The organism is Pseudomonas sp. 1912-s (assembly GCF_029269205.1).
In the GTDB taxonomy this organism is placed as follows: Bacteria; Pseudomonadota; Gammaproteobacteria; order Pseudomonadales; family Pseudomonadaceae; genus Aquipseudomonas.
The window spans coordinates 145,028-165,089 of the sequence record NZ_JARIXR010000011.1 but is presented as its reverse complement, the minus strand read 5'-3'; the positions used below and the strand labels follow the sequence as shown (position 1 = coordinate 165,089).

Annotated in this window: 15 protein-coding genes and 2 tRNA genes; 13 read left to right on the top strand and 4 right to left on the bottom strand. The window is 61.3% G+C overall.

Annotated features, from left to right (window positions below):
* Positions 1 to 125: 125 nt before the first annotated feature.
* Both P3C29_RS16600 and P3C29_RS16595 read right to left on the bottom strand, forming a co-directional pair.
* Positions 126 to 212 (bottom strand) — tRNA-Leu (locus P3C29_RS16600).
* A gap of 173 nt (positions 213 to 385) precedes the next feature.
* Positions 386 to 472, bottom strand: a tRNA-Leu gene (locus tag P3C29_RS16595).
* Between the two features lie 224 nt (positions 473 to 696).
* On the opposite strand from P3C29_RS16595, the gene rnr reads away from it, so the two are divergent.
* The 13 genes from rnr to P3C29_RS16530 all read left to right on the top strand — a co-directional run bounded on the left by rnr (position 697) and on the right by P3C29_RS16530 (position 18,959).
* Positions 697 to 3,330, top strand: coding sequence for a ribonuclease R (gene rnr, locus P3C29_RS16590; protein ID WP_275964936.1), 2,634 nt, complete (start codon positions 697 to 699; stop codon positions 3,328 to 3,330).
* Positions 3,327 to 4,082 (top strand): 23S rRNA (guanosine(2251)-2'-O)-methyltransferase RlmB, encoded by a 756-nt coding sequence (rlmB, locus tag P3C29_RS16585; RefSeq protein ID WP_003217493.1) that lies wholly within the window; start codon positions 3,327 to 3,329, stop codon positions 4,080 to 4,082. Before rnr ends, rlmB begins: the two co-directional genes overlap by 4 nt.
* 309 nt (positions 4,083 to 4,391) lie before the next feature.
* The gene (gene rpsF / locus P3C29_RS16580) at positions 4,392 to 4,814 is read left to right on the top strand and encodes a 30S ribosomal protein S6 (RefSeq protein ID WP_003217491.1); all 423 of its coding nucleotides are present in this window, start codon (positions 4,392 to 4,394) and stop codon (positions 4,812 to 4,814) included.
* A gap of 28 nt (positions 4,815 to 4,842) precedes the next feature.
* The gene (gene rpsR / locus P3C29_RS16575) at positions 4,843 to 5,073 is read left to right on the top strand and encodes a 30S ribosomal protein S18 (RefSeq protein ID WP_002551829.1); all 231 of its coding nucleotides are present in this window, start codon (positions 4,843 to 4,845) and stop codon (positions 5,071 to 5,073) included.
* A 36-nt stretch (positions 5,074 to 5,109) separates the two neighbouring features.
* Complete coding sequence (locus P3C29_RS16570; protein ID WP_010173874.1) at positions 5,110 to 5,997, top strand: hypothetical protein; 888 nt, start codon at positions 5,110 to 5,112, stop codon at positions 5,995 to 5,997.
* 18 nt (positions 5,998 to 6,015) lie between these two features.
* Positions 6,016 to 6,462, top strand: coding sequence for a 50S ribosomal protein L9 (gene rplI / locus P3C29_RS16565; protein ID WP_003171376.1), 447 nt, complete (start codon positions 6,016 to 6,018; stop codon positions 6,460 to 6,462).
* Positions 6,463 to 6,582: 120 nt separating this feature from the next.
* Entirely contained in the window at positions 6,583 to 7,977 is a 1,395-nt protein-coding gene (gene dnaB, locus P3C29_RS16560) for a replicative DNA helicase (RefSeq protein ID WP_003217484.1), read from the top strand.
* 99 nt (positions 7,978 to 8,076) lie between these two features.
* Positions 8,077 to 10,380 carry a YgiQ family radical SAM protein gene (locus P3C29_RS16555; protein WP_169386502.1) on the top strand — a complete coding sequence of 768 codons (2,304 nt, stop codon included), beginning with the start codon at positions 8,077 to 8,079 and terminating at the stop codon, positions 10,378 to 10,380.
* Positions 10,381 to 10,584: 204 nt separating this feature from the next.
* Positions 10,585 to 11,511 carry an NAD synthetase gene (locus P3C29_RS16550; protein WP_275964935.1) on the top strand — a complete coding sequence of 309 codons (927 nt, stop codon included), beginning with the start codon at positions 10,585 to 10,587 and terminating at the stop codon, positions 11,509 to 11,511.
* Entirely contained in the window at positions 11,511 to 11,948 is a 438-nt protein-coding gene (locus tag P3C29_RS16545) for a hypothetical protein (RefSeq protein ID WP_010173878.1), read from the top strand. Before P3C29_RS16550 ends, P3C29_RS16545 begins: the two co-directional genes overlap by 1 nt.
* A gap of 187 nt (positions 11,949 to 12,135) precedes the next feature.
* Positions 12,136 to 15,429, top strand: coding sequence for a transglutaminase family protein (locus tag P3C29_RS16540; protein WP_275964934.1), 3,294 nt, complete (start codon positions 12,136 to 12,138; stop codon positions 15,427 to 15,429).
* 153 nt (positions 15,430 to 15,582) lie between these two features.
* Positions 15,583 to 18,069 carry a circularly permuted type 2 ATP-grasp protein gene (locus P3C29_RS16535; RefSeq protein ID WP_010173882.1) on the top strand — a complete coding sequence of 829 codons (2,487 nt, stop codon included), beginning with the start codon at positions 15,583 to 15,585 and terminating at the stop codon, positions 18,067 to 18,069.
* Positions 18,069 to 18,959 (top strand): transglutaminase family protein, encoded by an 891-nt coding sequence (locus tag P3C29_RS16530; RefSeq protein ID WP_010173884.1) that lies wholly within the window; start codon positions 18,069 to 18,071, stop codon positions 18,957 to 18,959. Before P3C29_RS16535 ends, P3C29_RS16530 begins: the two co-directional genes overlap by 1 nt.
* A gap of 109 nt (positions 18,960 to 19,068) precedes the next feature.
* Here P3C29_RS16530 and P3C29_RS16525 read toward each other — a convergent pair whose 3' ends face one another.
* Together P3C29_RS16525 and P3C29_RS16520 are read right to left on the bottom strand one after the other, a co-directional pair.
* On the bottom strand, positions 19,069 to 19,257 hold the full coding sequence (locus tag P3C29_RS16525; RefSeq protein ID WP_010173886.1) for a hypothetical protein: 189 nt from the start codon (positions 19,255 to 19,257) through the stop codon (positions 19,069 to 19,071).
* 68 nt (positions 19,258 to 19,325) lie between these two features.
* On the bottom strand, positions 19,326 to 19,913 hold the full coding sequence (locus P3C29_RS16520) for a TIGR00730 family Rossman fold protein (RefSeq protein WP_275964933.1): 588 nt from the start codon (positions 19,911 to 19,913) through the stop codon (positions 19,326 to 19,328).
* Between the last annotated feature and the right edge of the window lie 149 nt (positions 19,914 to 20,062).

The window sequence follows — 20,062 nt, the reverse complement described above, 5'->3', positions numbered from 1 at the left end:
GTGCAACAAATCCTTACAAGGATAAACGATAAAACTTCTCAAGTGCGGGCGAGGGGGGAAATCAGCGGGCAGGTTTTCAAACCTCGGAAACGAAAAAACCCGCTTTCGCGGGTTTGATCTGAATTTGGTGCCCAGGAGAAGACTCGAACTTCCACGACCTTGCGATCACCAGCACCTGAAGCTGGCGTGTCTACCAATTTCACCACCTGGGCATTATCAACGCTTGCGCTGTTGATGGAGCGAACTATACGGAGGGCTTTTTGATCTGTAAACCCCTGATTCAAAAATATAAATCAAGATTCTCGTTAAAAATCAAAGGCCTGAAACGCAAAAACCCGCTTTCGCGGGTTTTTGGAGACTCGAGGAAGAACCTTGAGTTTGAAATTGGTGCCCAGGAGAAGACTCGAACTTCCACGACCTTGCGATCACCAGCACCTGAAGCTGGCGTGTCTACCAATTTCACCACCTGGGCAGCATCAACAACGTTGCCGTCGTCGATGGCGCGCACTATACGGAGGCTATTTTCTGCTGTAAAGCCCTGCCATGAAAAAAGTCTGGAATATTTCGTGGGCGGTCGCGCAAGGTGCATTCCAAGGGCTACAAAGTGCTTTTACGGGCTTGTTGACACCTGAAATTTCCCGTTTCAATACGCGTATGCCAAACTAACCCGCATATAGACAAGGTGAAAACTCTCTAATGGCCGATTGGCAGTCCCTCGATCCCGAGGCCGCTCGTGAAGCGGAAAAATATGAAAACCCTATTCCTAGCCGCGAACTGATCCTGGCGCACCTCGCCGATCGGGGTTCGCCTGCTAGCCGCGAGCAGCTGGTTGAAGAATTCGGTCTGACCACCGAAGACCAACTCGAAGCCCTGCGTCGCCGCCTGCGCGCCATGGAGCGCGATGCCCAGTTGATCTACACCCGCCGTGGCACGTACGCGCCTGTGGACAAGCTCGACCTGATCCTCGGTCGCATCGCCGGTCACCGTGACGGTTTCGGCTTCCTGATCCCGGATGATGGCAGCGACGACCTGTTCATGAGCCCGGCGCAAATGCGCCTGGTGTTCGATGGCGACCGTGCCCTGGCGCGCGTTTCCGGCCTCGACCGTCGCGGTCGCCGCGAAGGCGTGATCGTCGAAGTGGTGTCCCGTGCTCACGAGTCCATCGTTGGCCGTTACTTCGAAGAAGGCGGCATCGGCTTTGTCGTGCCGGATAACCCGAAGGTCCAGCAGGAAGTGCTGATCACCCCGGGCCGCAATGGCGCCGCCAAGGTCGGTCAGTTCGTCGAGGTGAAAATCACCCACTGGCCAACTGCGCGCTTCCAGCCACAGGGCGATATCGTCGAAGTGGTCGGCAACTACATGGCGCCGGGCATGGAAATCGATGTTGCGCTGCGCACCTACGATATCCCCCACGTCTGGCCTGAGGCGGTGCTGAAAGAAGCCTCCAAGCTCAAGCCTGAAGTTGAAGAAAAAGACAAAGAGAAACGCATCGACCTGCGCCATCTGCCGTTCGTCACCATTGACGGCGAAGATGCCCGCGACTTCGACGATGCGGTCTACTGCGAAGCCAAGCCCGGCAAACTGCGCCTGTTCTCCGGCGGCTGGAAGTTGTTCGTCGCCATTGCCGACGTGTCCAGCTACGTGAAGATCGGTTCGGCCCTGGACAACGAAGCCCAGGTGCGCGGCAACTCGGTGTACTTCCCCGAGCGCGTGATCCCGATGCTGCCTGAGCAGCTGTCGAACGGTTTGTGCTCCCTGAACCCGAAAGTCGACCGTTTGGCCATGGTGTGCGAGATGACCATCTCGAAAACCGGCGAAATGACCGACTACCAGTTCTACGAAGCGGTGATCCACTCCCAGGCCCGCCTGACCTACAACAAGGTCAGCACCATCCTGGAGCAGCCGAAAACCAGCGAAGCCAAAGCCTTGCGCGGTGAGTACGGCCATGTCGTGCCGCACCTCAAGCAGCTCTATGCGCTGTACAAGGTGCTGCTGGGCGCTCGTCACGTGCGTGGCGCGATCGACTTCGAAACCCAGGAAACCCGGATTGTCTTCGGTTCCGAGCGCAAGATCGCCGCGATCACTCCGACCACGCGTAACGATGCTCACAAGCTGATCGAGGAATGCATGCTGGCCGCCAACGTGGCCACCGCAGAATTCCTGAAGAAGCACGAGATTCCTGCGTTGTACCGGGTGCACGACGGCCCGCCGCCGGAGCGTCTGGAGAAGCTGCGCGCGTTCCTCGGTGAACTCGGCCTGTCCCTGCACAAAGGCAAGGATGGCCCGACGCCGAAGGACTATCAGGCCTTGCTCGCGAGCATCAAGGACCGTCCGGATTACCACGTGATCCAGACCGTCATGCTGCGCTCGCTGAGCCAGGCGGTGTACAGCGCTGATAACCAGGGCCACTTCGGCCTGAATTATGAGGCGTACACCCACTTCACCTCGCCGATTCGCCGTTACCCGGACTTGCTCACGCATCGGGCGATCCGCAGCGTGATCCATTCCAAGCAGAACACCCCGCACGTCAAGCGCGCCGGTGCCATGACCATTCCGAAGGCACGGATCTATCCGTACGACGAAGCGGCCCTGGAACAGCTGGGCGAGCAGTGCTCCATGAGCGAACGCCGTGCCGACGAAGCCACCCGCGACGTGGTGAACTGGCTCAAGTGCGAGTTCATGAAAGACCGCGTGGGCGAGTCGTTCCCGGGTGTGATCACCGCGGTGACCGGTTTTGGCCTGTTCGTCGAGCTGACCGATATCTACGTCGAGGGCCTGGTGCACGTCACCGCCTTGCCGGGTGACTACTACCACTTCGACCCTGTGCATCACCGCCTGGCGGGCGAGCGCACCGGTCGCAGCTTCCGTTTGGGCGACACCGTGGAAGTGCAGGTCATGCGCGTCGACCTCGACGAGCGCAAGATCGACTTCGGCATGCCAGACAAGCCTGTCGAACCGACGGGCCGTAAAAAACGTGGCAGCGAAACTGCAACGCCGGCCGCCAAAGGCAAAGGGGCTCCTGCGAAAGCAGCGGTCGCCGAGCCTGCGCCAGCCAAGCCTGCTCGTCGCTCGTCTGCCAAGGACAAGGCCCCCGAAGCCTACCGCCCTAGCGATGCCGCGGCGAAAAACGCCGAGCTGCGCAAGAGCCGCGAGTTGAAGCAGCAGTTGCTCAACGAAGCCAAAAGCGGTGGTAAAGCGGCGTCTGGGGGAAAGTCCCGCGAGGCGGAAAAGCCGTCGAGCAAGCCGAGTAAACACCGTAAAGGCCCGCCAAAAGCGGGTTCGGCCCCCGCGAAAAGCGGCGGGTCGCGCAAACCTAAGGCCAAGTCATGAGTCTGGAAAAAATCTACGGCGTTCACGCCGTAGAAGCGTTGCTGCGTCACCACCCGAAACGCGTCAAGCAGGTGTGGTTGGCAGAAGGCCGTAGTGAGCCGCGTGTACAAGCGCTGGTCGAGTTGGCCAATCAAAACAAGGTTGCTATCGGCCAGGCCGAGCGTCGTGAAATGGACGTCTGGGTCGAAGGCGTTCACCAGGGCGTGGTCGCGGACGTAAGTCCGAGCCAGGTCTGGGGCGAGGCGATGCTCGACGAGCTGCTCGATCGCACCGAAGGCGCGCCGCTGCTGCTGGTGCTCGACGGCGTGACCGATCCGCACAACCTGGGTGCCTGCCTGCGTTCGGCCGATGCTGCCGGCGCACTGGCGGTGATCGTGCCTAAAGACAAGTCGGCCACCTTGACGCCGGTGGTGCGTAAAGTCGCCTGCGGTGCGGCAGAAGTGATTCCGCTGGTGGCGGTGACCAACCTGGCGCGTACCCTGGAGAAACTCCAGCAGCGCGGCTTGTGGGTCGTGGGTACGGCGGGAGAGGCCGAGGTCAGCATTTATGACCAGGACCTCACCGGCCCGACCATCCTGATCATGGGCGCCGAAGGCAAAGGCATGCGTCGCCTGACCCGTGAACATTGCGACTACCTGGTGCACCTGCCGATGGCCGGTAGCGTCAGCAGCCTCAACGTTTCAGTCGCAACGGGCGTCTGCCTGTTCGAAGCCCAGCGCCAGCGTGGCGCCAAGGCCAAAGCCAAGAAATAAGGCTTAAGAACGACGCAGGACCCTGTGGGAGCCGGGCTTGCCCGCGATGGCGGTGTGTCAGTCAGCAGAGATGTTGCCTGTGCCATTGTCATCGCAGGCAGGCCAGCTCCCACATTTGTTTTTGTGGGGTGGGGTGACTGTTCAAATAATCACCAATCACCTTGCGCCCTTTCTCCCCCTTCTCTACAATTGCGCCCCTTGCCTTCATGGCAGGCACGCATGTGCCTCCCTTCGGCAAGATCCATAAGTGTCATTCACTCCTTGTCTGACCGTTTTTGAGCGGCAGGCTACAACCCGTAAGGAGCATTCATGCGTCATTACGAAATCATCTTTTTGGTCCACCCGGATCAAAGCGAGCAAGTCGGCGGCATGGTAGAGCGTTACACCAAGCTGATCGAAGAAGACGGCGGCAAAATCCACCGTCTGGAAGATTGGGGCCGTCGTCAACTGGCCTACGCAATCAACAATGTTCACAAGGCTCACTACGTGATGCTGAACGTTGAGTGCACTGGCAAGGCCCTGGCCGAGCTGGAAGACAACTTCCGCTACAACGATGCAGTGATCCGTAACCTGGTCATCCGTCGCGAAGAAGCCGTTACCGGCCAATCCGAGATGCTCAAGGCTGAAGAAAACCGCAGTGAGCGCCGTGAGCGTCGCGACCGTCCTGAGCACGAAGGCGCTGAAAGCGCTGACAGTGATGACAGCGACAACAGCGATAACGCTGACGAGTAATCCACGGACCTTTTAAGGAGCCTATCAAATGGCACGTTTCTTCCGTCGTCGTAAATTCTGCCGCTTCACCGCTGAAGACGTGAAGGAGATCGATTACAAAGATCTCAACACTCTGAAAGCCTACGTATCCGAGACCGGCAAAATTGTTCCAAGCCGCATCACCGGTACTAAAGCTCGTTATCAGCGTCAGCTGGCCACCGCTATCAAGCGCGCCCGCTTCCTGGCCCTGCTGGCCTACACCGACAGCCACGGCCGCTGAGACCGGGCAGTCGACAAGTAGTAAGGGATTGAATGCATGCGCGCCTTAGCTGAGTTCATCATGCGCGGTCGTGTGCAGGCCACTCTGGTAGTGGCTGGATGTGCAGCATTGCCGTTGTTGTATTGGTTGGGTGCTGCTGCAGGTTGCCTTGTGCTCCTGCGGCGCGGTTTGAAGGACGCCCTTGGCGTTCTTGCCCTGGGAATACTGCCGGCCTTGGTCTGGTGGTTGAAATTCGATGATCCACGGGTACTTCTGGTACTGCTCGGTTCATCGACCCTTGCGTTGGTTTTACGCGCAAGTGAGTCCTGGGTCCGTACGCTGCTGGTCAGCGTGGCATTGGGGTTGGTGTATTCACTGGCGCTTGGCGCGGCTTTCCGCCCGCAAATCGAGGCGCTGGCGCAGGAGATCATAAAGATCCTGCCGCTGGCCCTCGGGGATCTCTACCAGCAGTTATCGGTAGAGGAGCGAGCGCGTCTCGCGTCAGTGATTGCACCGATGCTTACCGGCCTGATTGCGGCCTTGTTGCAGATCGTCAGCGTGCTGAGCCTGATTCTTGGGCGTTACTGGCAGGCGTTGTTGTATAACCCGGGCGGTTTTGGTCGCGAGTTTCGCAGTATCAGAATCCCCGCAGGACCCGCGATGTTGCTGCTGGCGTTCATGGTGGTCGGGCCGACGTTTGGCCTGGCGCTGTTGGTGCCGTTGTGCAGCGTACCGCTGGTATTCGCCGGCCTGTCCCTGATTCATGGGCTGGTGGCGCAAAAGCGACTGGGCAGATTCTGGCTGGTGGGGTTGTACGTAACGCTGTTGCTGTTCATGCAGCTGATCTATCCGTTACTCGTGGTCCTGGCCATTGTCGACGGCCTGATTGATTTTCGCGGTCGTCTGGCGCCGAAAGACGCCGATAACGCGAACGGTGAAGGTTAAAAGTTAGAGGATTTTCACATGCAACTGATCCTTCTGGAAAAAGTCGCCAACCTGGGCAACCTGGGCGACAAAGTGAACGTTAAGGCCGGCTACGGTCGTAACTACCTGCTGCCATACGGCAAAGCCACCGCTGCAACCGCTGCCAACCTGGCTGCGTTTGAAGAGCGTCGTGCCGAGCTGGAAAAAGCAGCAGCAGACAAAAAAGCTTCGGCCGAAACTCGCGCTGCCCAACTGGCTGAGCTGGAAGTGACTATCACTGCCACCGCCGGTGACGAAGGCAAGCTGTTCGGTTCGATCGGCACCCACGACATCGCTGATGCACTGACCGCCTCCGGCGTTGAAGTGCAGAAGAGCGAAGTTCGTCTGCCGAACGGCACCATCCGCAACGTTGGCGAATTCGATGTAGCCGTGCACCTGCACGCTGAAGTCGAAGCAACCGTACGCGTTGTTGTGGTAGCTGCTTAAGCAGTACCTAACTGACTGGCACCTCGCGTGCCGGGCGGTTAACATCGGGCACGATCCTGTTTACAGGTCGTGCCTTTTGTTTTTCTGTAGCCCCTGATTCTCCAACTATTCCAAGTGGCCATGAACGATATCTCCGCTCCTGAGCAATATGATCTGCAAACCGCTGCCCTGAAGGTGCCGCCGCATTCCATCGAGGCCGAACAGGCCGTGCTCGGTGGCTTGATGCTGGACAACAACGCCTGGGAGCGCGTGCTGGATCAAGTCTCGGACGGCGATTTCTACCGTCATGACCACCGCCTGATCTTCCGCGCCATTGCCAAGCTGGCTGACCAGAACTCACCGATCGACGTGGTGACCCTGGCCGAGCAACTGGACAAGGAAGGCCAGACGTCCCAAGTGGGCGGCCTGGGTTACCTGGGTGAGCTGGCGAAGAACACGCCATCGGTCGCCAACATCAAGGCCTATGCGCAGATCGTCCGTGCGCGGGCCACGTTGCGCCAGTTGATCGGCATCGCCACCGAGATCGCCGACAGCGCCTTCAACCCCGAAGGCCGCACCGCTGAAGAGATCCTCGACGAGGCCGAACGGCAGATCTTCCAGATCGCCGAAGCCCGGCCGAAAACCGGCGGCCCGGTCAGCGTCAACGACCTGCTGACCAAGGCGATCGACCGTATCGATACCCTGTTCAACACCGACAACGCCATCACCGGCCTGTCCACCGGCTACACCGACCTGGATGGCATGACCAGCGGCTTGCAGCCCGCGGACTTGATCATCGTCGCCGGCCGTCCGTCCATGGGTAAAACCACCTTCGCCATGAACCTGGTGGAAAACGCCGTGTTGCGCAGCGACAAGGCCGTACTGGTTTATTCCCTGGAGATGCCAGGTGAATCGCTGATCATGCGTATGTTGTCGTCCCTGGGCCGCATCGACCAGACCAAGGTGCGTGCCGGTCGCCTGGAAGACGACGATTGGCCGCGCCTGACCTCGGCGGTCAACCTGCTCAACGACCGCAAGCTGTTCATCGATGACACCGCGGGCATCAGCCCGTCGGAAATGCGCGCACGTACCCGACGCCTGGTGCGTGAGCACGGCGACATCGCCCTGATCATGATCGACTACCTGCAGCTGATGCAGATCCCGGGCTCCAGCGGTGACAGCCGGACCAACGAGATTTCCGAGATTTCCCGCTCGTTGAAAGCCCTGGCCAAGGAATTCAACTGCCCGGTGGTTGCCCTGTCGCAGCTCAACCGGTCCCTGGAGCAACGTCCCAACAAGCGCCCGATCAACTCCGACTTGCGGGAATCCGGAGCGATCGAGCAGGATGCTGACGTGATCATGTTCGTTTACCGGGACGAGGTGTACCACCCGGAAACCGAGCATAAAGGCATCGCCGAAATCATTATCGGCAAGCAGCGTAACGGCCCGATCGGCACCACGCGCCTGGCCTTTATCGGTAAATACACCCGCTTCGAAAACCTGGCGCCGGGCAGCTATAACTTCGAAGACGAGTAAATAGTCGTCCCACCAATTCCGACTGCAAAGGTCGGAATTGGTCAAATTTTGTGCTATATTCCGCGCCCGCGATTTTTCATCTCAACACCGGTCACCGTCATGCAAACAGCCAAGCCGTTATTTGACTATCCCAAGTACTGGGCCGAATGTTTCGGTCCTGCGCCATTCCTGCCGATGAGCAGGGAGGAGATGGATCAGCTTGGCTGGGATTCATGCGACATCATCATCGTCACCGGTGACGCGTACGTGGACCATCCGTCGTTCGGCATGGCAATCATCGGCCGGCTGCTGGAGTCCCAGGGCTTTCGCGTCGGGATCATTGCCCAGCCCAACTGGCAGTCCAAAGACGACTTCATGAAGCTCGGCGAGCCGAACCTGTTCTTCGGCGTCGCGGCCGGCAACATGGACTCGATGATCAACCGCTACACCGCCGACAAGAAAATCCGTTCCGATGACGCCTACACCCCAGGTGGCATGGCCGGCAAACGTCCGGACCGCGCCAGCCTGGTCTACAGCCAGCGCTGCAAGGAAGCCTACAAGCATGTGCCGATCGTACTCGGCGGCATCGAGGCCTCCCTGCGCCGCATCGCCCACTACGACTACTGGCAGGACCGTGTACGCAACTCGATCCTGATCGACGCCTGCGCCGACATCCTGCTGTACGGCAACGCCGAGCGGGCCATCGTCGAAGTTGCCCAGCGCCTGTCGTGGGGCCACAAGATTGAAGACATCACCGACGTGCGCGGCACCGCGTTCATTCGCCGTGACACGCCTGAAGGCTGGTACGAAGTGGACTCCACCCGTATCGATCGCCCGGGCAAGATCGACAAGATCATCAACCCGTACGTGAACACCCAGGACACCCAGGCCTGCGCCATCGAGCAGGAAAAGGGCCCGGTGGAAGACCCGGAAGAAGCCAAGGTTGTACAGATCCTGGCCAGCCCGCGCATGACCCGCGACAAGACGGTTATCCGTCTGCCGTCCGTGGAAAAAGTCCGTGGTGACTCGGTTTTGTACGCTCACGCGAACCGCGTGTTGCACCTGGAAACCAACCCGGGCAACGCCCGCGCCCTGGTGCAGAAGCATGGTGAAGTGGACGTGTGGTTCAACCCGCCGCCCATTCCCATGACCACCGAAGAAATGGACTACGTGTTCGGCATGCCTTACGCCCGTATTCCGCACCCGGCGTACGGCAAGGAAAAGATCCCGGCCTACGACATGATCCGTTTCTCGGTGAACATCATGCGTGGCTGCTTTGGCGGCTGCACCTTCTGCTCGATCACCGAGCACGAAGGCCGGATCATCCAGAACCGTTCCGAAGAGTCGATCATTCGCGAAATCGAAGAGATCCGCGACAAGGTGCCCGGCTTCACCGGCGTCATCTCCGACCTCGGCGGCCCGACCGCGAACATGTACCGCATTGCCTGCAAGAGCCCGGAAATCGAATCTGCGTGCCGCAAGCCATCCTGCGTGTTCCCGGGTATCTGCCCGAACCTGAACACCGACCACTCGTCGCTGATTCAGCTGTACCGCAGCGCCCGTGCATTGCCGGGCGTGAAGAAGATTCTGATCGCTTCCGGCTTGCGCTACGACCTCGCGGTCGAGTCGCCGGAGTACGTCAAAGAGCTGGTGACCCACCACGTTGGTGGCTACCTGAAGATCGCCCCGGAACACACCGAGGAAGGTCCGCTCAACCAGATGATGAAACCGGGCATTGGCAGCTATGACAAGTTCAAGCGCATGTTCGAGAAGTACACCAAGGAAGCGGGCAAGGAGCAGTACCTGATTCCTTACTTCATCGCCGCCCACCCGGGCACCACCGATGAAGACATGATGAACCTGGCCCTGTGGCTCAAGGGCAACGGCTTCCGCGCCGACCAGGTGCAGGCGTTCTACCCCTCGCCAATGGCCACCGCCACGGCGATGTACCACTCGGGCAAGAACCCGCTGCGCAAGGTCACCTACAAGAGCGACGCGGTGACCATCGTCAAGAGCGAAGAACAGCGCCGCCTGCACAAGGCCTTCCTGCGCTACCACGACCCGAAAGGCTGGCCGATGCTGCGTGAAGCCTTGACCCGCATGGGCCGGGCCGACCTGATCGGGCCGGGCAAGGAGCAACTGATTCCGTTGCACCAGCCGTCCACCGACAGCTACCAGAGCGCCCGTCGCAAGAACTCGACGCCGGCTGGCAGCCACAAGGTGGCGAAGGAAACCACCACCAAGATCCTCACCCAGCACACCGGCTTGCCGCCGCGTGGCAGTGACGGCAGCAACCCGTGGGACAAGCGCGAGCAAGCCAAGGCCGCGGCCATGGCGCGCAACAAGCAGGCCGCCAAGGAACGCACCGACGCGGCCAAGGGCAAAGGCAAGAAGCCAGCCCGCAAGCCGGTCGTGCCGCGTTGATCGCCGCCTGAATCGCAAAACGCCAGCCTCGTGCTGGCGTTTTGCTTTCTAGCGGGTGGGTAGCCTGTTTGTTAAGGTGGCGCCCATCAAATCGCCATCGCGGGCAAGCCCGGCTCCCACAGGAGAATGCATTCCAAATGTGGGAGCCGGGCTTGCCCGCGATGGGGTCAGTCAGCTCAGCATTATTTCAAGGAAGAACACCCCATGAGCAGCCCCCTGCTTGGCATTGGCATGGATTCCAACCGCTCCCAGTTCATGGCGCGCCAGCGCATCGAAAGTGAAATCAACCTGCCCCGGATATTTGCCGCCATTGACGCCGACCCTGGCATTGTTGGCGCGGGCGTGGTGTATATCGACGCGGATTTCAACGTCATCACCCTGCGCGAATTCAAGCCGATCTGCAGCATCCAACCTAAGCGGATCATCGTGCGCGAGGCGCAGCGATACATCGCTCCGGCCCAGTTCGCCGATCAGGTCATAAACAACCCGCGAGAAGGGCGACTGATTGGCGAAGCCATCAACACCACCCTGTCCTGTGGTGGCGCGATCATTGGCTGGCTGGTGGTATTGAGCGGCACCATTGCCGTGCCGTTTACTGCGGGTGCGAGTTCGGTCATGACCGTCATCGGCTATGCCAGCGCCACTGCCAGTACCGCATCCTGCCTGGTAGGCGCGTTTCGTACCCGCAATGAAATCGTCAACCCGGGCATGAATGACTACCTGGATAACGAAGAGTGGTACCAGTACGCCACAAAAATCATGGATGGCGCCGCTTTGGTGGGCGTGGGGGCATCGACCCTGACCACTGTAAAACTGATCAATGTCACCCGTGCAGCCACCGGCAAAAGCCTGCGCCAGGTGCTTAAAGGTCTCAATGGTCATGAGCGGGAAAAGTTGACCAAAGAACTGCTGAAAATCGCCGACCCGCAGATGTCGACCAAGATGCGCAAGCTCTTGCAACTGAGTGGTGAGCTGCCCAAGCGCTTCACTCCGACCCAGCTCAAGCACGCCACCATCGTTCAGATCGGCGATGCTTTCAGTGCCGGGTTAGGCGTTTGGGGGCTGAAGCGCTCAGACAACTACAAGCAGGCCAAAACTTTTGCGATTGGCTTGTACGAGGAAACCGAGTGATGAGTGGCGTCCCATCGTTAAAGCCGTTTTTGCTTGAACATTTCCCGTCGTTCATCGGTGTGATTCTCGCTGGCTGTCTCGGCGGTTCCGGCGCAATTTCCCTGGCGGCGAGTACCTATTTTGCCGACGTCCCCATGGCCACCAATGCAACCGTGTCCTGGTTCGTGGTGATGTTCGCTGCGCTGTTCGTGACCAACAGCAACTTCCTGGTTGTGCGCGGGCACACGTGGGCTGTGTGGGGCATGGTGGTGTTTTTTGTGGTGTGCCTGCTGGTGGTATTGCCGACGCTGCAATACCGTCCGCACTGGTTTATCTACAGCGAATGCCTGTTCTGGCCATTGCTCGGGTTGTTGCTGATCAACAGCAAGGGCTATCGGTCGATGGTGAAGAAACTGGCTGAAGTGCGGCGGCTGCGTGAGGCGGCTAAAGCGGCCTGACTGGGTAGATTCACCACCCATCCTCACACTCCCGCCACAAATATGTGCAACCCTCGCACCACGACGGCGGCCATCGCGCCGTTTTGGTGCTGTACTGCACCGGGTCTCACGATAAAGCGCAATGACCGCTGCTCTGGCATAAGTCTTGCGCGCTTTGTTTCCATGCCCTGGCTCGCAGGAGGCCGCCGTGTCGATTCATGTCGCGTTGCACCACGTTACGCATTACCGCTACGACCGCGCGGTCGAACTCGGCCCACAGATTGTTCGTCTGCGTCCGGCGGCCCATAGCCGCACGCGGATTTTGTCCTACGCGCTGAAAGTGCTGCCGGAGCAGCACTTCATCAATTGGCAGCAAGACCCCCAGGGCAATTACCTGGCGCGTCTGGTATTCCCGGAAAAGACCGACGAGTTGCGCATCGAGGTCGACCTGGTCGCCGAGATGGCGGTGTTCAACCCGTTCGATTTTTTCCTTGAGCCCTACGCCGAAAAAATCCCCTTCAGCTATGCCGCCGATGAGCAGCGCGAGCTGGCGCCGTACCTGGAAACCTTGCCGCTGACCCCGAGATTTGCCGCGTATCTGGCGGGTATCGACCGTACGCCATTGCCGGCCGTGGATTTCCTCGTAGGGCTCAATCAGCGTCTGGCGGCGGATATTGGCTACCTGATCCGCATGGAGCCGGGCGTGCAAACCCCGGAATTCACCCTGGAAAATGCCTCCGGCTCGTGCCGCGACTCGGCGTGGCTGCTGGTGCAACTGCTGCGTAACCTGGGGCTGGCGGCGCGGTTTGTGTCCGGCTATCTGATCCAGCTGACCGCCGACGTCAAAGCCCTCGACGGCCCGTCCGGCACCGAAGTGGACTTCACCGACCTGCACGCCTGGTGCGAAGTGTATTTGCCCGGCGCCGGCTGGATCGGCCTCGATGCCACCTCCGGCTTGTTCGCCGGTGAAGGCCACATCCCGTTGGCCTGCAGTCCTGATCCGTCTTCCGCGGCGCCCATCAGTGGTCTGGTGGAGCCGTGCGAGTGCGAATTTACCCACGAGATGTCCGTAGAACGGATTTGGGAAGCCCCACGGGTTACCAAGCCCTACACCGAAGAGCAATGGCTGGCGATTCAGGCGCTGGGCCGGCAGATTGATGGCGACCTGCTCAAGGACGACGTACGCCTGACCATGGGCGGCGAACCGACTTTTGTCTCCATCGACGACCCTGACGGCGCCGAATGGAACACCGCCGCCCTGGGCCCGGACAAACGCCGATTGTCCGCCGAGCTGTTCCAGCGCATGCGCAAGCACTACGCGCCCAAGGGGCTGGTGCACTTCGGCCAGGGCAAGTGGTACCCGGGCGAGCAACTGCCGCGCTGGTCCCTCAACTGCTACTGGCGCCGCGACGGGGTGCCGATCTGGCACAACAGCGCGCTGATCGCCGATGAGCAGGAAAGCTACGGCGCCGACGGCGTGATGGCCGGGCGGTTTCTGGCCAGCGTCGCCGAACGCCTGAAGCTGCCTACGCATTTTGTATTCCCGGCCTACGAAGACAATTTCTATTACCTGTGGCGCGAAGGCGCCTTGCCGCAAAACGTCAGCGCCGAAGATCCGCGCCTGGACGACAAACTTGAGCGCGACCGCCTGCGCAAGGTCTTCAGTCAGGGCCTGGATAAAGTCATCGGCCAGGTGCTGCCCCTGGCGCGCACGGCGGCCAATGACCGCTGGCAGAGCGGGCGCTGGTACCTGCGGGACAACCACTGCCGCCTGGTGCCGGGTGATTCTCCCCTGGGTTATCGCCTGCCACTCGCCTCACAGCCGTGGGTGACGGCGGCGGATTATCCGTTCGTGCATCCCGTCGATCCCAACCAGGATTTGGCTGAGCTGCCGACCACCTCACAACTGCAAAGCCATGGCGAGGCGGCCACCGGCCCAGACCGGGTCCCGAAGATCGACGAGTCTGCCGACTGGCTGACCCGCACCGCCCTGTGCGCCGAAGCGCGGGAAGGCCGGTTGTACCTGTTCATGCCGCCGCTGGAACGGGTCGAGGATTATCTGGAACTGGTGGCGGCCATCGAAGCCACCGCCGAAGAACTGCGTTGCCCGGTGCTGCTGGAAGGCTACGAGCCGCCGAGCGACCCGCGCCTGAGCAACTTCCGGGTGACGCCGGACCCGGGTGTGATCGAGGTTAACGTGCAGCCGTCCGCCACCTGGGACGAGTTGGTGGAGCGCACTGAGTTTCTCTACGAAGAAGCCCGGCAAACCCGCCTCACCACTGAAAAATTCATGATCGACGGCCGCCACACAGGCACCGGCGGCGGTAACCACTTTGTGCTCGGTGGTGCTACGCCCAAGGACTCGCCGTTCCTGCGGCGCCCCGATCTGCTGCGCAGCCTGATCAGCTACTGGCATAACCACCCGTCGCTGTCCTACCTGTTTTCCGGCCTGTTCATCGGCCCGACTTCCCAGGCGCCACGGGTCGACGAAGCGCGCAACGATGCGTTGTACGAACTGGAAATCGCCTTCGCCCAGATGCCCGACGTGGGCGAGGAATGCCCGCCATGGTTAGTGGACCGCCTGCTGCGCAACCTGCTGATCGACGTCACCGGTAACACCCACCGCGCCGAGTTCTGCATCGACAAGCTTTATTCGCCGGACGGTGCCACCGGGCGCCTCGGCCTGCTGGAATTGCGCGCCTTTGAGATGCCTCCCCACGCGCGCATGAGTCTGACCCAGCAACTGCTGCTGCGGGCGCTGGTGGCGCGTTTCTGGCGTGAACCCTATGCGCCGCCGAAGCTGGCGCGCTGGGGCACGGAACTGCACGACCGCTTCCTGCTGCCGCACTTCATCGAGCAGGATTTTGCCGACGTGATCGTCGAGTTGAACGACGCCGGCTATCCGCTGCGGGCCGAATGGTTTGCCGCGCACCTGGAATTCCGTTTTCCCAAGGTCGGCGACTACGCCGTCAGCGGTATCGAACTGGAACTGCGCCAGGCCCTGGAGCCCTGGCATGTACTGGGTGAGGAGGGCGCCGTGGGCGGCACGGTGCGCTACGTGGATTCGTCCCTGGAGCGCTTGCAGGTCAAGTTGAGCGGCCTGCCGCCCCAGCGTTACCTGCTGACCTGCAACGGCATCCCGGTGCCGCTGCAACCCACCGGACGCGTCGGCGAGTTTGTCGCCGGTGTGCGCTATCGCGCCTGGCAACCGGCCAACTGTTTGCAACCGACCATCCCGGTGCATGCGCCGCTGGTATTTGATCTTTTGGACACGTGGATGCAGCGCTCGCTGGGTGGTTGCCAGTACCATGTCGCCCATCCGGGCGGGCGTAATTACGACAGCCTGCCGGTGAATGCCAACGAAGCAGAAAGCCGGCGGATGGCGCGGTTTTTCCGCCTGGGGCACAGCCCGGGGAAATTGCCGGTGCCGAGCGTGGTGATCAATGATGAATTGCCGATGACCCTGGATTTGCGGCGCTTTGCAAAAAAAACAGAGGATTGAATGTACATAATCCCGAAAGCGACAAATCTCTAATGTGGGAGCTGGCTTGCCTGCGATAGCATCACCTCGGTACACCAGATGCACCGAGGTGCCTGCATCGCGGGCAAGCCCGGCTCCTACATACTGACTTCCCTTGCCTCTGCCGAGCGTTCCATGCCCGACTTGCTCGACCGTTACCCGCTGACCGCGGGCACTTATCACGAACTGCTGGACGACAGCGGCGCGGTTCGCGCCCATTGGCAGCGCCTGCTCGATCACCTGCAACGCAGTACCCCGGCGCAACTGGCCCAGCGCCAGGCCTTGCTGACCCGGCAGATCCAGGAAAACGGCGTGACCTATAACGTCTACGCCGACCCCAAGGGCGCCGATCGCCCGTGGGAGCTGGACCTGTTGCCCCACGTGCTGGCCGCCGATGAATGGAAGCAGCTTTCCGCCGGCATCGCCCAGCGTGCGCGCCTGCTGAATGCGGTACTGGCCGACCTCTACGGCCCGCAGCGCTTGATTGCCGAAGGCTTGCTGCCGGCAGAGCTGGTGTTTGGCCATAACAATTTCCTGTGGCCGTGCCAGGGCATCCAGCCGCCCGACGGCGCCTTTCTGCACCTGTACGCGGTGGACCTGGCGCGCACGCCGGATGGCCGCTGGTGGGTGACCGCCGACCGTACCCAGGCTCCGTCCGGTGCCGGTTATGCCCTGGAAAATCGCACCATCGTGTCCCGTGCATTCCCGGACCTGTACCGCGACTTGCAGGTGCAGCACCTCACCGGTTTCTTCCGCACCTTGCAGGAAACCCTGGCCCGCCAGGCGCCGAGCGACGACCAGCCGCCGCTGATCGTGCTGCTGACCCCGGGCCGTTTCAACGAAAGCTATTTTGAGCACCTATACCTCGCCCGCCAACTCGGCTACCCGCTGGTGGAGGGCGGCGACCTGACCGTGCGCGACGCCACGGTGTACCTCAAAACCCTCAGCGGGCTGCGCCGGGTGCACGCGATCATGCGCCGCCTGGACGATGACTTCTGCGACCCGCTGGAGCTGCGCACCGACTCGGCCCTGGGCGTGCCCGGCCTGCTGGACGCCGTACGCCAGGGCAATGTGCTGGTGGCCAACGCCTTGGGCAGTGGCGTGCTGGAGTCCCCGGGTTTGCTGGGCTTTTTGCCGAAGATCAATCAATTCCTGTTTGGCGAAGAACTGATCCTGCCGTCCATCGCCACCTGGTGGTGCGGTGAGGCGCCGGTGCTGGCCGAAGCCCTGGAAAAACTCCCGGAGCTGCTGATCAAGCCGGCCTTTCCGTCGCAAAGCTTCACCCCGGTGTTTGGCCGCGATTTGAACGACGAGCAACGACAGGCCCTGGCCGAGCGCATGCAGGCGCGACCCTACGCCTACGTCGCCCAGGAACTCGCGCAGTTGTCGCAAGCGCCGGTCTGGCACACCGTCGACGATCACCTGCAACACCGTGCCATCGGCATGCGCGTTTACGCCGTGGCCAGCGCCGACGGTTACCGGGTACTGCCCGGCGGCCTGACCCGCGTGGCCGCCGAAGCCGATGCCGAAGTGGTGTCGATGCAACGCGGCGGTGCGAGCAAGGACACCTGGGTGCTCGGCGAGCGTGCCCACGGCACCGAACAGTGGCGCGCCCAACGGGCAATCGGCGCCCACGACCTGGTGCGGCGTGACCCGTACCTGCCGTCGCGGGTGGTGGAGAACCTGTTCTGGTTTGGCCGTTATTGCGAGCGCTGTGATGACAGTGCGCGCTGGCTGCGGATCGTCCTCGCCCGCTATGTCGATGGAGACGACCCCCTGGCGTTGCAGGCGGCGGTCGAGCTGGGCGAGAACCTGCGACTGTTGCCGGAGGAGGGCGAATTGCCTGAGCGGCTTCAGGCGGCCTTGCTCGGTGATGACTGGCCGTCGAGCCTGCGGGCCAACCTGCAGCGTTTGCAGTGGGCGGCGTCCCAGGTGCGCGGCAAGCTGTCCCGTGAAAACTGGCAGGCGCTGGTGGAATTGCAACGCGAAGCCCTGGAGCTGGAAAGCGAAGAGCCGGACTTTGGCGAGCTGCTGGACTTCCTCAACCGCCTAGTGATGTCCCTGGCGGCGCTGTCGGGTTTTGCCCTCGACGACATGACTCGCGACGAAGGCTGGCGCTTCCTGATGATGGGGCGGCGCATCGAGCGCCTGCAGTTCCTCAGCAGCAGCCTGGCGGCCTTCCTGCGGGGCGTGGCGGTGTTTGATCAGGCCGGGCTGGAGTGGTTGCTGGAACTGGGCAACAGCAGCATCACCTATCGCTCGCGTTACCTCGCGGTGCCGCAATTGATCCCGGTGCTGGACCTGTTGCTGCTGGATGAGCAAAACCCCCACGCGGTGCTGTTCCAGCTGAAACTGGTGAGCCGCACCCTGCGTCGGCTGAATGATGATTTTGGCGTGCCCCGGGAAACCGGGCTCGCGCCGTTGGTGGAGCGCCTGGCGCGCTTTGACCTGGGTTGCCTGGAGAACCCGCTGTTCGGCGAGTCCAGCGTGCGTGCCGCGCTGGACGGCCTGGCCGACCTGCTGCAAGCGGTGGCCGATGAAAGCGGGCAAGTCTCCGACCGCCTGGCCTTGCGCCATTTTGCCCATGTGGACGATGTCAGCCAGCAAACGGTGTCTGTGTGATGAGTGCCCGCTACCAGATTTTCCACGATACCCATTACCACTACGACAGCCCGGTGTCCCTGGCCCAGCAACTGGCGCACCTGTGGCCGCGGCCGTGTGCCTGGCAGCGCTGCAGCTCGCAGCAACTGGAGATCAGCCCCGAGCCGACCTCGCGCCGGGACGAGCTTGATGTGTTTGGTAACCCGATCACCCGGCTGGCGTTCGAGCGGCCCCACGATGAGCTGCTGGTGAACGCCGGGCTGACGGTGGAAGTGCTGGCGCGCCCGGTGCTGGATTTCAGCCTGTCGCCGGCCTGGGACCAGACCCGCAACGGCCTGACCTACAGCAGCCAGCCGTTATCCGCCGAGGTGATCGAGGCGTGTCGCTATCGATTTGAATCGCCCTATGTGCATTTGAAGAAAAGCTTCGTCGAGTTCTCTGAAGACTGCTTCCCGGCCGGTCGCCCATTGCTGTTGGGTGTGCAGGCGCTGATGCAAAAGATCTTCAGCGAGTTCACCTTCGATGCCGAAGCCACCCAGGTTGCCACGCCGCTGGTGGAAGTGCTGGAGCGCCGGCGCGGCGTGTGCCAGGACTTCGCCCACCTGATGCTCGCGTGCCTGCGCTCCCGGGGCCTGGCGGCGCGGTATATCAGCGGTTACCTGCTGACCCAGCCACCGCCCGGCCAGCCACGGTTGATCGGCGCGGATGCGTCCCACGCGTGGGTGTCGGTGTTTTGCCCGGTGTCGGGTTGGGTGGATTTTGATCCGACCAACAATGTGCAGCCGGCACTGGAACACATCACCCTGGCCTGGGGCCGGGATTTTTCCGATGTTTCGCCGTTGCGGGGGGTGATTCTGGGAGGAGGGAGCCATGACCCGGAAGTGCGGGTGACGGTGATGCCGCTGGAATAGTGCAGATCCACTGTAGGAGCCGGCTTGCCGGCGATGGCGACCTTGAGATCTCTGGTGATCATTCGGCCCGATCGCCGGCAAGCCGGCTCCTACATAAATCCAGTGGTTCTCAGGCGTCCGGCGCCTGATCTTTCGGTGCTTCGGTTTCGTCTGTAGCCACTGTACCTTCAGCATCCGGGTTCAGTGCACCGGCTTCTTCATCGGCTGCCAATTTCTTGCGCTGCAGCTTTTCCTCTTTCTTCTGCTCTTTGGCCAAGTCTCTCTGACGTTTGGCGAAGGAGTAATTAGGTTTTGCCATGGGCGATCCTCTGGGGTCGAAGGTGAGGTTGAGCGGCGCGTATTCTGCCTTTAATCGCGTCCCAAGGGTTAATCGGGTTTTTGATCCACCCATTTGGGCAGGACCAGCGGTTGCCAGGCATCCAATGCGTCAAGCAGCTCAGCCGGCGATTCGCTCATTTGCAGCATGGCACGATGCGGTGCGCGGACGAAACCTTCGCCGACGATATGATCAAGAAAATCGGTCAACTTGCGGTAAAAACCGTTCACTTCGAGCAAACCCAGCGGTTTGCCGTGGTAGCCGAGCTGGCCCCAGGTCCAGACTTCGAACAGTTCTTCCAGGGTGCCCAGGCCGCCCGGCAGCGCAATGAACGCGTCGCTCAGCTCGGCCATGCGCGCCTTGCGGGCGTGCATGCCGTCGACCACTTCCAGGCGGGTCAGGCCTTTGTGACCGATTTCCAGGACTTTCAGGCTTTCGGGAATAATCCCGATCACCTCGCCACCGGCTTCCAGGGCCGCATCCGCGACGATACCCATCAGGCCCACGGCGCCGCCGCCATACACCAGGGTGAGCTTGCGCTCGGCCAGCGCACGCCCGAGGGCAACGGCCGCTTCGTGGTAGGCCGGGTTGGTGCCGCTGCTGGCACCGCAAAATACACAAACAGACTTCAAGGACATACCTGACTCCACTCAGTTGTGGCTAAAGAGTAAAGGCTGGCTTGCGTCTCTCAAAGGATTAAACCTCGCGTTGAGGTGTTTCGTAGGTGCCGCTGGCGCCACAGGCATAGGCGGCAAGCAGGCTGCGGAACAGGCTATTGAGGTGCATG

Excerpts from the sequence above, each read along its gene's own strand:
- rnr (WP_275964936.1), top strand. The coding sequence starts at position 697 with ATGGCCGATTGGCAGTCCCTCGATCCCGAGGCCGCTCGTGAAGCGGAA.
- rlmB (WP_003217493.1), top strand. The coding sequence starts at position 3,327 with ATGAGTCTGGAAAAAATCTACGGCGTTCACGCCGTAGAAGCGTTGCTG.
- rpsF (WP_003217491.1), top strand. The coding sequence starts at position 4,392 with ATGCGTCATTACGAAATCATCTTTTTGGTCCACCCGGATCAAAGCGAG.
- rpsR (WP_002551829.1), top strand. The coding sequence starts at position 4,843 with ATGGCACGTTTCTTCCGTCGTCGTAAATTCTGCCGCTTCACCGCTGAA.
- P3C29_RS16570 (WP_010173874.1), top strand. The coding sequence starts at position 5,110 with ATGCGCGCCTTAGCTGAGTTCATCATGCGCGGTCGTGTGCAGGCCACT.
- rplI (WP_003171376.1), top strand. The coding sequence starts at position 6,016 with ATGCAACTGATCCTTCTGGAAAAAGTCGCCAACCTGGGCAACCTGGGC.
- dnaB (WP_003217484.1), top strand. The coding sequence starts at position 6,583 with ATGAACGATATCTCCGCTCCTGAGCAATATGATCTGCAAACCGCTGCC.
- P3C29_RS16555 (WP_169386502.1), top strand. The coding sequence starts at position 8,077 with ATGCAAACAGCCAAGCCGTTATTTGACTATCCCAAGTACTGGGCCGAA.
- P3C29_RS16550 (WP_275964935.1), top strand. The coding sequence starts at position 10,585 with ATGAGCAGCCCCCTGCTTGGCATTGGCATGGATTCCAACCGCTCCCAG.
- P3C29_RS16545 (WP_010173878.1), top strand. The coding sequence starts at position 11,511 with ATGAGTGGCGTCCCATCGTTAAAGCCGTTTTTGCTTGAACATTTCCCG.
- P3C29_RS16535 (WP_010173882.1), top strand. The coding sequence starts at position 15,583 with ATGCCCGACTTGCTCGACCGTTACCCGCTGACCGCGGGCACTTATCAC.
- P3C29_RS16530 (WP_010173884.1), top strand. The coding sequence starts at position 18,069 with ATGAGTGCCCGCTACCAGATTTTCCACGATACCCATTACCACTACGAC.
- P3C29_RS16525 (WP_010173886.1), bottom strand. The coding sequence starts at position 19,257 with ATGGCAAAACCTAATTACTCCTTCGCCAAACGTCAGAGAGACTTGGCC.
- P3C29_RS16520 (WP_275964933.1), bottom strand. The coding sequence starts at position 19,913 with ATGTCCTTGAAGTCTGTTTGTGTATTTTGCGGTGCCAGCAGCGGCACC.